Source organism: Flagellimonas beolgyonensis (assembly GCF_003992615.1).
Classification (GTDB): domain Bacteria; phylum Bacteroidota; class Bacteroidia; order Flavobacteriales; family Flavobacteriaceae; genus Flagellimonas; species Flagellimonas beolgyonensis.
The window spans coordinates 26533-40598 of record NZ_RZMY01000003.1; the positions used below are offsets into that span (position 1 = coordinate 26533).

A 14066-nucleotide genomic window follows, 5' to 3' on the forward strand; every position below is an offset into this window, starting at 1 on the left:
ACAGCTAGATGATTTTCAATATTTAACAAAAAAGCATAGCTTAGGATCCCATATGGAGTTAAGCAAAAAAATAGGGCTGTTTCTTGGGCCCATCGCCTTTTTCATTTTGAACAATTTGCCCTTTGAGCTGGTTTCGGCCAAAGGAGATCCTGTAATCGCCGTAGCAGCCTGGATGTTGATCTGGTGGATCACCGAGGCGGTATCCATATCTGTAACGGCGTTGTTACCCCTTTTGTTACTGCCTATGTTGAACATCCTTCCCATTGCAGAGGTGGGTGCCAATTATGGCAGCCCGATCGTATTCCTGTTCTTTGGTGGATTTGTCATGGCGCTGGCCCTGGAAAAAGTAAACCTGCACCGGCGCATTGCACTCAACATCATCCGATTGACGGGAACGACCCCGAATAAAGTGATACTCGGCTTTATGATTGCCACAGCTTCCTTGAGCATGTGGATCAGCAATACGGCAAGCACCGTAGTGATGCTGCCCATAGCCCTCTCGGTGATCAATCTGTTGATCGACGATGAGGATGGCTTCACCAAAGATGATCAAAATTTTGCCTTGAGCGTGATGCTCGGTATTGCATTTTCAGCCAATGCAGGTGGCATTGCCACGGTGATAGGGACCCCGCCCAATTCCGTTTTGATCGGACTTTTGGAAAACGAATACAATACCGAAATCTCCTTTTTAAAATGGATGACCATCGGTTTGCCCTTTTCCATCATCATGATAGCCATTTGTTTTCTGGTTCTGGTGAAATGGATGTTCCCCAACCGAAACCTAAAATTCAGCGCCTCCAAGGAAGTCATTCAAACCGAATTGGAAAAATTGGGGCCCACCTCGGGCAAGGAAAAAATGGTCTTGGTCATATTTGCGGTAACCGTGTTCCTCTGGATTTTCAGGACCCTGATCAATGCCCTATTCCCCAAATTGGGGCTAACCGATACGATGATCAGCATTTTTGCGGCCATTTCACTTTTTGCCATACCGTACAACTTGAAAAAGGGTGATTTTATCATCGTTTGGAAGGACACCTCCAAATTGGCCTGGGGCATATTGATCCTTTTTGGTGGGGGACTTGCACTGGCCCAAGGAATGTCCAGTAGCGGTATCGTTGATATGGTGGCCAATGCCATTGCACAAAGTGAGATCAGCATTTTACTCACCGCGGCCCTACTCATTTTTTTGATGCTCTTTATGACAGAACTGATGAGCAATGTGGCTTTGGTGGCCGTTTTGGCCCCCGTTGTGGCGGGTATTGCCATTGGTTTGGAGATACCGATCCTTTATCTGCTCATTCCAGTGACCATTGCCAGTAGCTGTGCCTTTATGCTGCCCATGGCCACGCCGCCCAATGCCATTGTATTTGCGAGTGGGTATGTAAAGATTCCACAAATGGCCCGGGTAGGGTTTATCTTGAACCTCATAGCCGTGGTACTGCTCATTTTGGTCTTCCAGTTTGTGATTCCCCTATTGTTCTAAAATAAATGCCCCCTCCGGGTGGAGGGGGCATTTACAAACTAACTAACTCAAAAAAATGTAAGAAACTAACTCAACCTTATGCGTTTCTTTGGACTTTCGTCCTTTGCACGCTTCAAAGATATAACTAGTTAAAGTGAAGATTATTATAATTAGTCTTTTGTTAACGTTGGGAGTTTCAGGCTTTTGTGGGATAAAAGAACCTTTCTTGGCCAATTCATTGAAAAAGATGCAGCCCAATCTAAAATGCATTGCGTTTTCTGCAGCGATTTATCTATTTTCTTGCTCTTTCATCCACAATTACCCCCAGTGTTATTTTTTTGTTAACCAAGAGGTTGTATAGAATACCTTAACAAAAAAGCCCTCAAACGAGGGCTTTAACTAACTAACTCAAAAATTTGTAAAATGAAAACAAAACATCCTACTAGTTTGTCCCAATATATGGGTCAAAATTTTCTGGGAGATACTTTCCGGTATCGAAGCCCAATTCTATTTCATCGTCTTCCATGTAGTTGATGGAACCGATTGCGATCACATTGGTGTACGGATCAAAATTGGCAGGCAACAAATACTTGCTGTTGATACCCAATTCCAACTCCACGTCGTCTTCAACATATGGAATGGCATTCAAATCCACATACACTTCATAGGGTGAAAACCCTTCTGGCAAATAATCCCTTGTATTGAATCCTAGATCAAAGTCCTCCACTTCTATATAATTGATGGAATGTACATCCACCACGTCGGTATAGGCATTAAAATCGGCAGGTAAATACTTTTGGGTATCAAAACCTAACTCGGGTTCAACTTCGTTTTCGACATATATGATGGAATTCAAATCAAAATAGGTTTCATAGGGATTAAAATCCGAAGGAAGGTAGTCTGCGGTATCAAAACCAAGATCAAACTCGGGTTCTTCCTCTATATACTCTATTTCATTCAAATTCAACTCATACATCGCATAACCTTCATAGCGGGCCATGTCCCAAGTTGATTCGCTCCACTCAGCATTGATGTGCAATGCTGTATAACTGTTCTCTAAACTGCTAGGGGTCTCAGATTTGGTCTGGACAACCGTTGCATTCTGCTGATCGTTTGCTATGGCGGTACTACTTATAAGAACACATCCATAGACCATTAATAACTTGTTCATTTTTTGATTGAATTTTTTGATTGATGTTATGCTTATAAGACTATACTCATTCGCAAATGTTACAGCATTTAGCATTTTTTTACGAAAAACCGATATCCCTTCAGCCCAGCTATACTGGGCGTTTCGGCCCGGACCATCAGTAAAACGCAGGACTGCGAAAGGTTGGGGTATTTTGCTAAAAAAATGAGTGTTAATATTTATTTAACAGTAAATTTTGATGTTTTTTAGGTTCTTTGGTTGTTTTAGTTATCCAAACCGACTTAGAATGATCAAAAAATTATTACCTCGACTACTCGTACTATTTATCTTATTGGGATCCTTTCAAACTGCTGAGGCCCAACTTTTCAAAAAGAAGAAGAAAGAAACCGAACAAAAAAAGGAAGCCAAACCAAAACCTGGCGACATTCAACCTTATGATAAGGTAATCACCAAGGATGCCAAGACCGACGACGGTCTGTTCAGTGTCCATACGGTGGACGACAAGCATTTTTACGAAATTCCCGACTCCCTATTCAACCGAGAGATGTTGATGGTGAGCCGTATCTCCAAAACAGCCACAGGCATCGGTTTTGGGGGCGGTAAGATCAACACCCAAGTAATGCGTTGGGAAAAAAGACCCAAACAGGTATTGCTCCGCGTGGTGTCTTACGAAAATGTGGCCGCCGATTCCCTGCCAATCCACGAAGCGGTGCAAAACTCCAATTTTGAGCCCGTGCTCTATGCCTTCGACATTAAGGCATTCAATAAAAAGGATTCCTTGAACCCAGCTACAGTTATTGAAGTAGATCCCATGTTCACCAAGGATGTAAATGCCCTTGGACTGCCCGATGGCTACCGCAAAAGATACAAAGTGACCCGCTTGGATGGCGATCGCAGTTACATCGAATCCATCAAAAGTTATCCTTTGAATATCGAAGCCCGTCACGTAAAAACCTATCTATCCAACGATCCACCAAGCAACGAAAGCCTGGGTTCCATTTCCATAGAGATCAACAACTCCATGATCCTATTGCCCAAAGAACCCATGAAGCGCCGTTATTTTGATGAGCGTGTGGGCTGGTTCGCCCGTGGTCAGGTCGATTATGGTCTAGACGCGCAAGAAAGCAAAACTGTGACCTATCTCGACAGATGGCGCTTGGAGGTGAAGGATGAGGACATTGAAAAATTTAAGGCAGGTGAGCTTGTTGAGCCTAAAAAACAGATTGTATATTATATAGACCGTGCCACCCCTAAGGAATGGGTACCGTTCATAAAACAAGGTATCGAGGATTGGCAAGTAGCCTTTGAGGCCGCTGGTTTCAAAAATGCGATCATTGCCAAAGACCCACCTTCTCCTGAGGAAGACCCCGAATGGTCCCCTGAAGATGTGCGTTATTCCGTGGTGCGCTACCTGGCTTCCCCAATCCCGAACGCCAACGGACCACACGTAAGCGACCCACGAAGCGGTGAGATCTTGGAATCGGACATCAACTGGTACCATAACGTAATGTCCTTATTGCGCAACTGGTACTTTGTACAAACGGCCGCCATTAACCCTGCTGCGCAACGAGTGGAATTCGAAAAAGACATCATGGGTAGGTTGATTCGTTTTGTGTCTTCTCACGAAGTGGGACACACCTTGGGATTACCGCACAACATGGGAAGTAGCCCTGCTTATCCGGTAGATTCGTTGCGATCTGCAAGCTTTACCCAAAAATACGGTACCGCACCTTCCATTATGGACTATGCCCGATTCAATTATGTGGCACAGCCCGGTGACGAAGGCGTTGCTTTGATGCCCAATATTGGGGTGTACGACAAATACGCCATCAAATGGGGCTACCGTCCTATTTTGGATAAAACGGCCAAGGAGGAAAAACCGATCTTGAACAGCTGGATCATGGAGCATGCGGGCGATCCAATGTACCGTTTCGGACACCAACAAGTGGGCGACATCCACGACCCGAGCTCCCAGACGGAAGATTTGGGTGACGATGCCATCAAAGCCAGTTTGTACGGGATTGCCAACCTAAAGCGTATCGTTCCGAAATTGATGGAATGGACCACCGAGGACGGCGAGAACTACGACAATTTGGAAACATTGTACGGTCAGGTCATCGGCCAGTTCCAACGATATATGGGCCACGTGTCCAACAACATCGGAGGTGTGTACGAGTACCACAAAACCGCCGATCAGGAAGGACCCGTGTACACCCACGTGCCCAAACAACACCAAAAGAACGCCATGGCTTTTATGCAAGAGCAATTGTTTGCCACTCCGGAATGGATGATCGATCAAAACATCATCAACAAGATCCAATATTCCGGTTCCGTAGATCGTATCCGTGGTATGCAGGAACGTTATTTGAACACTATGTTGCAATTGGGCAAATTGGCACGAATCATCGAAAATGAAACCATCAACGGCGATGAGGCCTACGGTTTGTTGGAGATGATGCGCGACCTGCGCAGGGGCATCTGGTCTGAGACCCGCAGTGGTAGATCTATCGATACCTACAGAAGAAACCTTCAAAAGGCGCATATTGACCGATTGGCGTATTTGATGACAGCTGAAAACCAAGGGAAACTGCCCGATTTTGGAGGCTACCGCAAATCCACTCCGGTAAACACAAGCCAGTCTGACATCCGTTCGGTGGCCCGTGCTGAATTGAACAACCTAAAAAGCGACATTCGTGGCGGACTTTCACGTATTTCCGACACCATGAGCCGCTATCATTTACAGGATACTTTGGAGCGAATTGACATGATTTTGGATCCAAAATAAACCTGGAGTCACAAATAGGAAGGGTGTAACCGTGCCATTGGTCGGTTACACCTTTTTTTTTGTCTGTTTCACATCACTTAGCAACCGTTTCACAACATCTGCCATATATACAATGATGTATTGATTAACTTAGTAATCCCAAATCTCAACATCATGACTTACAAATTAAAAAGCCTCATTTACTTTTCCTGTTTCGTACTGGCTTCCCTGGGATATTATCTGGTGGAGCAACATGATGAATTTCAAAAGCAGCTACAGAGCAAATCCTACGTTGAAGCCGATTTGCACAGCGCTGATGAAATCGACCAACCCCAAGACGAGCTGGAAGAAGAAAACCCCTAATTTCCCGCGTTTATTCCGCTACTGTTAAAATCCTCACAAACCGTCCAACGGTGATTAAACCTATGGCTTTATGCCATGTCCAAGGAACGAATCATTAAAATTTTAGGACATATGAAACGATTTGCAGTAGTACTGGCGTTGCTCACCTCCCTTGGTGTTGCGGCCCAAAGAAACGATGGTCCCTGCATGCCCCGTGGTCAAAAAATGGACATGACCGCCGAGGAAATGGCTACCATGCAAACCAAACACATGACCTTGGTCCTTGATTTGACCGAGGCGCAACAAAAAAAAGTCATGCAATTGCATTTGGAAGAAGCAAAGCTTCGCAAGGCACGATGGGAAGAGATGGATAAGCTCAGAGCCAGTGGGGATTGGAAAAGGCCCACCGATGAAGAGCGTTTGGCACGGCAAAATGCCCGATTGGACGAACAGATTGCCTTTCAGGCCAAAATGAAGGAGGTACTCAACGATGAGCAGTACCAATCTTGGAAAGACATGAGAAGACAAAATGCCAAGTTTGGCAGAAAGAAAATGCAGGAGAGAGGGAGAAGAGGATAGTGTTTTTTGTTGATTTAAAGAAGCCGCGCCTGCCATGGTCGCGGCTTCTTCGTTTTTTATAAAGCCTTATTTGTACTTCTGCACCCTATCATCATTGATCACCCCGGCCCAATTGAGCCCAAAGGCAAAATCATAGGAATGGCCCTCGGTATCTACATAGGGCTGCATATCCCTGGGCACATCTTCAAACTGCAATTCCACGGTTTTCATGTTCGCTGGCATTTGAAAGGGCAATAAAGCCGAGGGCTCCCTGGCACCGGAAACCAAATCCATCAAGGCTTGGTCCTGTACACCCATCTGTACCAAAATGGCATCCGCATAGGGCTCGATTTCAGCAAAAACCATGGGTTTGGCAACCCTTACAATCACTACAACAGGTTTGTCGCCCATTTTTGCCTTGGTCTCCTTCACCAAGTCCATATCCGTGGTATTCGAAGCCACAATAGTCTTGTTTTTGTACGAACGGTTGGTAAAATCTTCCATCGGACTGCCACCGGCCAAACTGGTCTCCCGGGCATCTTCCGCTTTGTACATCCCGTATTGCAAGCTGATGGGCACATAGCCGTTGCCTCCTGCTTCAGCGTCCTTGACCTCGTAGCCAACGCCTCCGTTCGGGTTTTCGATGCCCACGAGGGCAAAATCGGCTTCGTTCGGATCTTCAACTACATCAAAAAACTTGGACACCACCTCCATATTGAAAGGGTAATCCAGCTTTTCCGGGGTTTCAAAACCAAACCAGTTCCTACTTGGGGCCACATACCGTTTGGGTACATAAACTTTTTGTTTTGTGGTCCTGGGCAGGGTATTGGCCGTATTCTTTAGCATTACTACAGAGCGCAATTGTGCTTCGTAACCTGCTGCCATAAACTCGGGCTTGCCTACTGTTTTTTCGGTTTCGTCCACATCCAGATACGGGTTTTCAAAAAGTCCGGTCCTAAAAATGTTTTTCAACAAACGAACCGCAGATACCTCAAAACGGTTACGCATGTATTCCTCCCCATGTTCCTTCACCCCCATTTGGTAGGCTTCGATCACGGGATCCATATCGTTGTTGCCCCCAAATTGGTCACAACCGGCTTCAATAATTTTGTAATGGCGTTCGGCCACACTCAAATTTTCAACCCCCCAGGGTTTACCTTCGAACACATACACATTGCTCACGTCGCGGGTAATGCCCCAATCGGTGCACACCACACCATCATACCCATATGTACCACGGAGCAGGTCGGTAATCAGGTATTTGTTGTAGGAGTTGCCCACTTCCTCCCCGTTTACGGTATCCCGCTCAAAGGAAATGGTATAATACGGCATCACGGCCGAAGCTATTTGGGTATCTCCTTCCAGTTTAAAGGCCCCTTCGGTAAACGGTTTTAGGTGGTCTTTTAGGTTGTTCCCCGGGTACACGGCATACGAACCGTAGCCAAAGTGCGCATCGCGACCGCCTTCCTCAGGTCCGCCCCCGGGCCAATGCTTTACCATGGCGTTCACACTTTGGTAACCCCATCCGCCATCATTCGACGACTGGAATCCATCCACATAAGCACGGGCCAGATCGGTCGCCAGATCGGGGTCTTCACCCATGGTACCATCAAAACGGGACCAACGGGGTTCTGTGGCCAAATCGATTTGGGGCGACAAGGCGGTAGCAATACCCAAAGCCCGGTATTCTTGGGAGGCAATCTCCCCGAACTGACGCATCAAACTGGGATCAAAACTGGCCGCAATGCCCAAGCTACTGGGCCACATGGAAATCTTGCCCCCTGCCCCGGCGTTGAATTCTGCATAGGAGTCACTTCCATGCCGGGGATCAGAACTGGTATTAACTGGAATGCCCATCCCGATACCTTCCACAAAAGCCTGGGCATGGTTGTTCCATTGGGCCGCCACAGCTGGGGACTCCACACTGGTGATCAGCACATGGCGCAGATTGTCATCCTTCAAAAATATCTTTTGTGCATCGGAAAGGTCACTGGCCTTGGCGCCACTTTCTTCAAAGGGTTTGCCATTGTAAGTAACCGGACCAAAAAATCGGTTGCCGCCACCGGGTATGGATTGGTGGGCGGAATACAGCATCAGTCCCGCGATTTGTTCAATGCTCATTTTGGAGGCAAGGTCCTTGGCGCGTTCATCCACCGGTAATCGCCAATCTTCATAGGGATCCAAAATGCCATTTCTATTGTGGTCCTTAAAGGCCAATCGATCTACAGTGAGTAGGGTAATGGCCGATTGGGGCGTATAGCCCAAGGTGGCTCCATCTGGATTGGAAATTACACGGTACCCTTCTTTTTCGGTTTCGGTCCATTGGGGTCCACAACTAATGAGAAGCAGTGGTGCAGCGAGCACGCACATGCGTTGTATGGTTTTTTTCATTTTTGAGGTTTGTTTAGTAGTATTCAGTAATCGAATACATGAAATTACGCATTGTGGACGGGGAAAGAAAATCCTTTTGCACCATTTGTGCCGTATATAACATAACCTCCCTAAGAACTGCCTTAATCGTAACATTTAAAATTCAGTACAGATGAAAGCACGTTTCTTACCCTCCGTTTTAGTATCCCTATTTCTTTTTTCCTTCACTTTTGCGCAAAACAAACTGCATTGTCCGTCAGCCGATTGCGATTTCCAACCCGGTGAACAGGTGTATGCCTTTGGCCATAAAATCAAGCTGCGGGCCGAACCCGATATCCGTTCCAAGGTGTTGGACGAACTCGTGATCGGGGAATGGGTCAAAATTGTGGAAAAGACCCCGTTCTCCTGGCCCTACAACGGATTCGATTCCCCTTTTTACAAAGTAACCTACAATGGTATGACGGGCTACTTGCTTGGCGGACTGTTGTCGCTCGATAAAAAGACGGTGAATGACCGGCCCTATTTTTTTGCCTATGCCAAACAGGGGTCGGATACCTTTTTGAAGGTGCGTACCATTCTGCACGGCTCCTATTTGGAAAAGCAGATTCCCCTCAAAAATTCGAGGTTTGCCATTGCAACCATGGACAATCGGGGCATTCCCAATTTGGATGGTATCCTTTATATCGACTACAAGGCCGGACCGGATTCGGTGGAAGATGGGGGCGTTTACCTCTTTTTGAACCATTTCAATCTGGGGGATGCCGTGGAACTTTCCGAAAGAAAACAGGCAGGTTCCTACTACCATTCCGAACAATTCATTTTTCCGGATGATGAAGGAGGACTGGCCGATAAGGTATTGTACAAAAAGGTGTGGGGCCGCAACCTCGATATTAACACCCAATGGCAGCAAAGTGCGCGTGAAACCCGCATCCTTTCTTGGACGGATGGGCAACTGCGCCCCAATCCCCATGAAAAAGGGCAATAATTTAACTATTTTATCGTTTATTTAACCGATATTTTGTTTTATCGTCTATTTTAACGATATTTGAAGTATTCGTCTAATTAAACGATATTTTATGATTGCCGTACTCACTGGGGACATCATCAACTCCAAGGACCATAAAGCCAACAAATGGCTTCCCATCCTTAAACAGGCACTTTCCCGATATGGGGAGGTGCCTTCGGATTGGGAAATCTACCGGGGCGATAGCTTTCAACTGCGCACCACCCCCGAACAGGCCCTGGAAGCTGCCATTTATCTCAAGGCCAGCATCAAGCAGGTACGCCATTTGGATGTGCGCATCGCCATCGGGCTGGGCGAACAGGATTACCAAGCCGAGAAGATCACCGAATCGAACGGCACCGCTTTTGTGCGCTCCGGCACCTGTTTCGAAAACTTGAAAAAACAGACCTTGGCCCTGCAATCGGACAACGAGGCGTTCGACACCCCCCTGAACCTGATGTTGCAACTGGCCTGCCTTACCATGGACAATTGGTTGCCGGCCGCTTCCCAGATCGTAAAAGTGAGCTTGGAACACCCGGAGGCCAACCAAAAGGAACTGGCCGCCCTATTGGACAAATCGCAGAGTACCATCAGCGAGGCATTGCTCCGCGCCGGATTTGACGAAGTGCAAAAAATGATGCATTTTTATACGACCCAACTCACCCTAGTATGACACTGTTAGCGCTTAAACTGATCCTGGCCCATTTTCTTGGGGATTTTGCATTGCAGCCTGCCCGTTGGGTAGCCGACAAGCTCCAAAAGAAATGGCGGTCCAAGTACCTCTACTATCACATTGGGGTGCATTTGGCACTGCTGTTGGCCCTGTTGCAGTTTCAGCATTTGGGGATCGTGGCCCTTATTGTGGTGACGCATTTCGGTATCGATGTGGGCAAACTTGCCCTTACCAATCCGAAAAACTACCGCTGGCTGTTTGTGGTGGACCAAGTGTTGCACTTGCTGGTGCTGGCCGGAGCACTGTACCTCATGGAACCCTTTACCTTGGATTTGGCGGGGTGGTTCTCGGAAAAGACCCTGTTGTTGATTACCTTTTTGGTGTTCGTCACCTTTGTTTCGGGTATTGTAATGCGGATGTTCCTCGCGCCCTATATCGATGAAATTGCCAAGGACGATGCCTCGGGCGAGGGTGGTTCCCTAAAAAATGCCGGTACCTATATCGGGATGTTGGAGCGGTTGTTCGTGTTCGGGTTTATTTTGATGCAGCAATGGGCGGCCATTGGGCTGTTGATCGCGGCCAAATCCGTGTTCCGGTTTGGGGACCTCAACAAGGGTAAAAACCGAAAACTGACGGAATATGTGCTGATCGGCACCCTGCTCAGTTTTGGGCTCGCCATTTTATCCGGTATGCTGTACCTGCACCTGTCGGAAACGCTGTAAACGAAAAAACCGTCCCTTTGGGACGGCATTTCCGAATAAAAGAATCTACTTTTTAAACACTTTGCGATTTTAAACATTGCGCATCCAAGCGCTCCTTCAAATATAACATAATTTTATTATTTAGAATCGTTTTAAATTGATTATTTTTGTAAACGCCTGCGACCAAATCACTGGTTTGGCCGTAAGTAAAATAGGGTCCCTGCCAAGAGGCCCGTTCTTAGTACAGCATTTATTTGAGTTAGTTAGTCAAGAAAAACGGGGCGCGGCCCCGTTTTTTTATGGCACACTTTTACTATCAGAAAATTCCTTACTGCCCTACAATATTTTTTTAAAAAATGTTAGATTGTACCAACAAAACCTAACTAAACCATAATGATCGATCAGATTGTGCCTACTGTGGCTTTCAAGACGCAAACCCGTAAAGCTATTTTTTCCATTTTTTTGTTCACCCTTGTCTATTCGCTGTTGTTGTTATTGGCCGTTGCTTTGACGGCCCTCTGTATTTACGGAGGAGTAATGTTGGTAATAACGGTGCCTCGTATCGTAACTATTGCCCTGGGAGCCGGACTGGCCAGTTTGGGCATCTTGATTTTAGTGTTTCTTTTAAAATTCATTTTCAAATCGCACAAAGTAGATCGCTCCCATCTACTTGAAATCACTGCCAAGGATGAGCCGGAGCTATTTGCTATGATCGAGGATATTGTGAAGGAAGTGGGCACGCAGTTTCCTAAAAAGGTATACCTCTCATCCGAAGTGAACGCATCCGTTTTTTACAACAGTAGTTTTTGGAGCATGTTCTTTCCGGTTCGCAAAAACCTGCATATTGGTCTTGGCCTCGTAAACTCGGTGACTCAGGAAGAATTGAAAGCCGTATTGGCGCACGAGTTTGGGCATTTTTCACAAAAAACCATGAAAGTGGGCAGCTTTGTGTACAGTGTCAATCACGTAATCTTCAATCTGCTATACGATAATGACGGCTACGACGAAGTGGTCCGTAAATGGAGCAGCATCAGTAACTATATTGCCCTCTTTGCCGTGTTGGCCGTTCGCATCATGGATGGTATCAAATGGGTCTTGGGCAAAATGTATGGCGTGGTCAACAAAAGTTATATGGCCCTTTCCAGGGAAATGGAATTCCATGCCGATGAGATTGCCGCGCATGTAACGGGGTATCCCCCTTTGGCCACGGCATTACTCCGTTTCCAACTGGCAGACAATTCCATGGGCAATGTGCTATCTTTTTACGAGGAGCGCATAAACTCCAACCAAAAGAGCGAGAACATCTTTAAGGAACAGCACTACGTAATGCATTTCATTGCCTCGGACAATCAGATTCCCATCCAAAACGATTTTCCTGCAGTAAGTGTGGATGAGCTCAACCGCTTCAATAAGTCCAAATTGGTGATCAAAGACCAATGGGCCTCGCACCCTAGTACAGAGGAACGCATCCAACGATTGGAGCAGACCCAGATCATAATGGAAAATGGTCCAAAGCAATCGGCCAACCAATTGTTTCGGGATATTGAGAAGACCCAGAAACAAATTACTGAGCAGATGTTCAACCGTGTACCTTTTGCCGAAATCCCCAGCACCGTTTCCTTGCCCATTTTTCAACAGGAATACCAGAATAGTTTTACCCAGAACACCTTTTCTAAGGTATACAATGCCTACTACGACAACAAAAACCCGATCAAATTCGATACGTCAATGATTGCCTTGGCACCGGCCCACTTAAAGGTGTCCGAGTTGTACTCGGATGATAAAGTACAATTGGTGTACTCCCATCTGGCCCTAATCAATGATATGGATTCCTTGAACATGATTACCGATAAGACCTATGGCATTAAAACCTTCGATTATGATGGAAAAAAACACAACCGAAAGGATGCGCCGGAATTGGTCGCTGCCCTCCATCAAGAATTAATGGCACTGGAGCAGCAAATCGCTGATAACGACCGTAACATTTATACCTATTTCAAACAGTTGGAAAACACCAAAGGTGGGGCGCCAAAACTGGAACAACTTTACAGCGATTTATTTGGTCTCGATGCCACTTTCGAAACCAAATTTGAACTCTATACCAAGATGCAGCAAAAGCTCCAGTTTTTGAGTGTGGTGACCCCGCACGAGGAAATCCAAAGCAACTTTAGGCATTTGACCTCATTGGAAAGGGAATTGAAAAAAGAGCTCCAAGCCTTTTTGGAAGATCCCAAATTGGCTAGCGAAATCACGGAACCGATTCGGGAAAACATTGAAAAGTACCTATCCAAAGAATGGGCTTATTTTGGCAAACAAAGTTATTTTGATGATAACCTGGCCGTACTCATGCAGGCCCTATCCAATTATTCCTTTCTGCTAGGTCGATCGTATTTTGTGGTGAAGAAGGCACTGTTGGACTACCAAGTCAGTTTACTGCAGTAGCCTTCACTCGGTACGCGTTACTCTTTTGCGCTACGAAAAAAATGGATTGCGTTAACCCCTCCATTTAAAAAAAGAGAACTTGCTAGTAAAACACTAAAATGCAGCAAGAAATGGGAGTCATAGCCACCAACAAACGCGAACTGAACCTCTATTACAACCCCAATAGCAGTGTGGGCATGCAAACCTTGGCCTTTGTGGAGGCCTCAAAGTTCAAAGTGCTGGCCGTGGACCTTACCCAAACCAAGGTAACCGGCACCCAATGGGCCGAACTGGCCGAACGATTGGGCAAACCCATCAAAGCCTTGATCAACACCGATCACCCGGACTTTATCCACGCCTACGGCAAAAACCACGATTTGGAAAGCGACGACGACTGGCTCAAAGTCTTGGAAAACAACCCTAAAGTGGTGACCCAACCTATTTTGGTACACGGCGACCAGGCCCTACAGGTCAGCAACCCCGCCATGGTACTCGAATTCCTTGAGAAACAATGAACAATTAGTGGTTAGTAGTCAGTAGTTAGTAATTTTACGTTATTCATTTTCAATTGGCACACCTGTACTCCCATTGCACATTGTTTATTGTTTACTATTAATTGAAA

At 46.2% G+C, this 14066-nt stretch carries 11 protein-coding genes; 9 read left to right on the plus strand and 2 right to left on the minus strand.

Translation table 11 applies throughout. From position 1 onward, the window contains the following. The first annotated feature begins 52 nt into the window (after positions 1-52). Positions 53-1483, plus strand: a complete 1431-nt coding sequence (locus EO131_RS01100) for an SLC13 family permease (protein WP_127018506.1) — start codon at positions 53-55, stop codon at positions 1481-1483. A 421-nt stretch (positions 1484-1904) separates the two neighbouring features. Here EO131_RS01100 and EO131_RS01105 read toward each other — a convergent pair whose 3' ends face one another. Next, complete coding sequence (locus EO131_RS01105; protein ID WP_127018507.1) at positions 1905-2633, minus strand: hypothetical protein; 729 nt, start codon at positions 2631-2633, stop codon at positions 1905-1907. Positions 2634-2898: 265 nt separating this feature from the next. On the opposite strand from EO131_RS01105, the gene EO131_RS01110 reads away from it, so the two are divergent. From EO131_RS01110 to EO131_RS01120, 3 genes are all read left to right on the plus strand, one after another. Continuing rightward, positions 2899-5397 carry a zinc-dependent metalloprotease gene (locus tag EO131_RS01110; RefSeq protein WP_127018508.1) on the plus strand — a complete coding sequence of 833 codons (2499 nt, stop codon included), beginning with the start codon at positions 2899-2901 and terminating at the stop codon, positions 5395-5397. A gap of 153 nt (positions 5398-5550) precedes the next feature. Then, positions 5551-5739 (plus strand): hypothetical protein, encoded by a 189-nt coding sequence (locus tag EO131_RS01115; RefSeq protein WP_127018509.1) that lies wholly within the window; start codon positions 5551-5553, stop codon positions 5737-5739. Positions 5740-5850: 111 nt separating this feature from the next. After that, complete coding sequence (locus tag EO131_RS01120; protein ID WP_127018510.1) at positions 5851-6297, plus strand: hypothetical protein; 447 nt, start codon at positions 5851-5853, stop codon at positions 6295-6297. Between the two features lie 66 nt (positions 6298-6363). On the opposite strand, the gene EO131_RS01125 is transcribed toward EO131_RS01120, so the two are convergent. Continuing rightward, positions 6364-8667 (minus strand): glycoside hydrolase family 3 protein, encoded by a 2304-nt coding sequence (locus EO131_RS01125; RefSeq protein WP_127018511.1) that lies wholly within the window; start codon positions 8665-8667, stop codon positions 6364-6366. Between the two features lie 151 nt (positions 8668-8818). Between EO131_RS01125 and EO131_RS01130 the strand changes: the two genes are divergently transcribed. The 5 genes from EO131_RS01130 (at position 8819) to EO131_RS01150 (ending at position 13959) form a co-directional block, all read left to right on the plus strand. Then, positions 8819-9631, plus strand: coding sequence for an SH3 domain-containing protein (locus tag EO131_RS01130; RefSeq protein WP_127018512.1), 813 nt, complete (start codon positions 8819-8821; stop codon positions 9629-9631). Positions 9632-9722: 91 nt separating this feature from the next. Further along, positions 9723-10322 (plus strand): transcriptional regulator, encoded by a 600-nt coding sequence (locus EO131_RS01135; protein WP_127018513.1) that lies wholly within the window; start codon positions 9723-9725, stop codon positions 10320-10322. Next, on the plus strand, positions 10319-11044 hold the full coding sequence (locus EO131_RS01140) for a DUF3307 domain-containing protein (RefSeq protein WP_127018514.1): 726 nt from the start codon (positions 10319-10321) through the stop codon (positions 11042-11044). The genes EO131_RS01135 and EO131_RS01140 overlap by 4 nt, the downstream gene beginning before the upstream one ends. 372 nt (positions 11045-11416) lie before the next feature. After that, positions 11417-13465, plus strand: coding sequence for a M48 family metallopeptidase (locus tag EO131_RS01145; RefSeq protein ID WP_127018515.1), 2049 nt, complete (start codon positions 11417-11419; stop codon positions 13463-13465). Between the two features lie 98 nt (positions 13466-13563). Beyond that, positions 13564-13959 (plus strand): arsenate reductase family protein, encoded by a 396-nt coding sequence (locus tag EO131_RS01150; RefSeq protein ID WP_241243762.1) that lies wholly within the window; start codon positions 13564-13566, stop codon positions 13957-13959. Positions 13960-14066 lie beyond the last annotated feature (107 nt).

Excerpts from the sequence above, each read along its gene's own strand:
- EO131_RS01100 (WP_127018506.1), top strand. The coding sequence starts at position 53 with ATGGAGTTAAGCAAAAAAATAGGGCTGTTTCTTGGGCCCATCGCCTTT.
- EO131_RS01105 (WP_127018507.1), bottom strand. The coding sequence starts at position 2,633 with ATGAACAAGTTATTAATGGTCTATGGATGTGTTCTTATAAGTAGTACC.
- EO131_RS01110 (WP_127018508.1), top strand. The coding sequence starts at position 2,899 with ATGATCAAAAAATTATTACCTCGACTACTCGTACTATTTATCTTATTG.
- EO131_RS01115 (WP_127018509.1), top strand. The coding sequence starts at position 5,551 with ATGACTTACAAATTAAAAAGCCTCATTTACTTTTCCTGTTTCGTACTG.
- EO131_RS01120 (WP_127018510.1), top strand. The coding sequence starts at position 5,851 with ATGAAACGATTTGCAGTAGTACTGGCGTTGCTCACCTCCCTTGGTGTT.
- EO131_RS01125 (WP_127018511.1), bottom strand. The coding sequence starts at position 8,667 with ATGAAAAAAACCATACAACGCATGTGCGTGCTCGCTGCACCACTGCTT.
- EO131_RS01130 (WP_127018512.1), top strand. The coding sequence starts at position 8,819 with ATGAAAGCACGTTTCTTACCCTCCGTTTTAGTATCCCTATTTCTTTTT.
- EO131_RS01135 (WP_127018513.1), top strand. The coding sequence starts at position 9,723 with ATGATTGCCGTACTCACTGGGGACATCATCAACTCCAAGGACCATAAA.
- EO131_RS01140 (WP_127018514.1), top strand. The coding sequence starts at position 10,319 with ATGACACTGTTAGCGCTTAAACTGATCCTGGCCCATTTTCTTGGGGAT.
- EO131_RS01145 (WP_127018515.1), top strand. The coding sequence starts at position 11,417 with ATGATCGATCAGATTGTGCCTACTGTGGCTTTCAAGACGCAAACCCGT.
- EO131_RS01150 (WP_241243762.1), top strand. The coding sequence starts at position 13,564 with ATGCAGCAAGAAATGGGAGTCATAGCCACCAACAAACGCGAACTGAAC.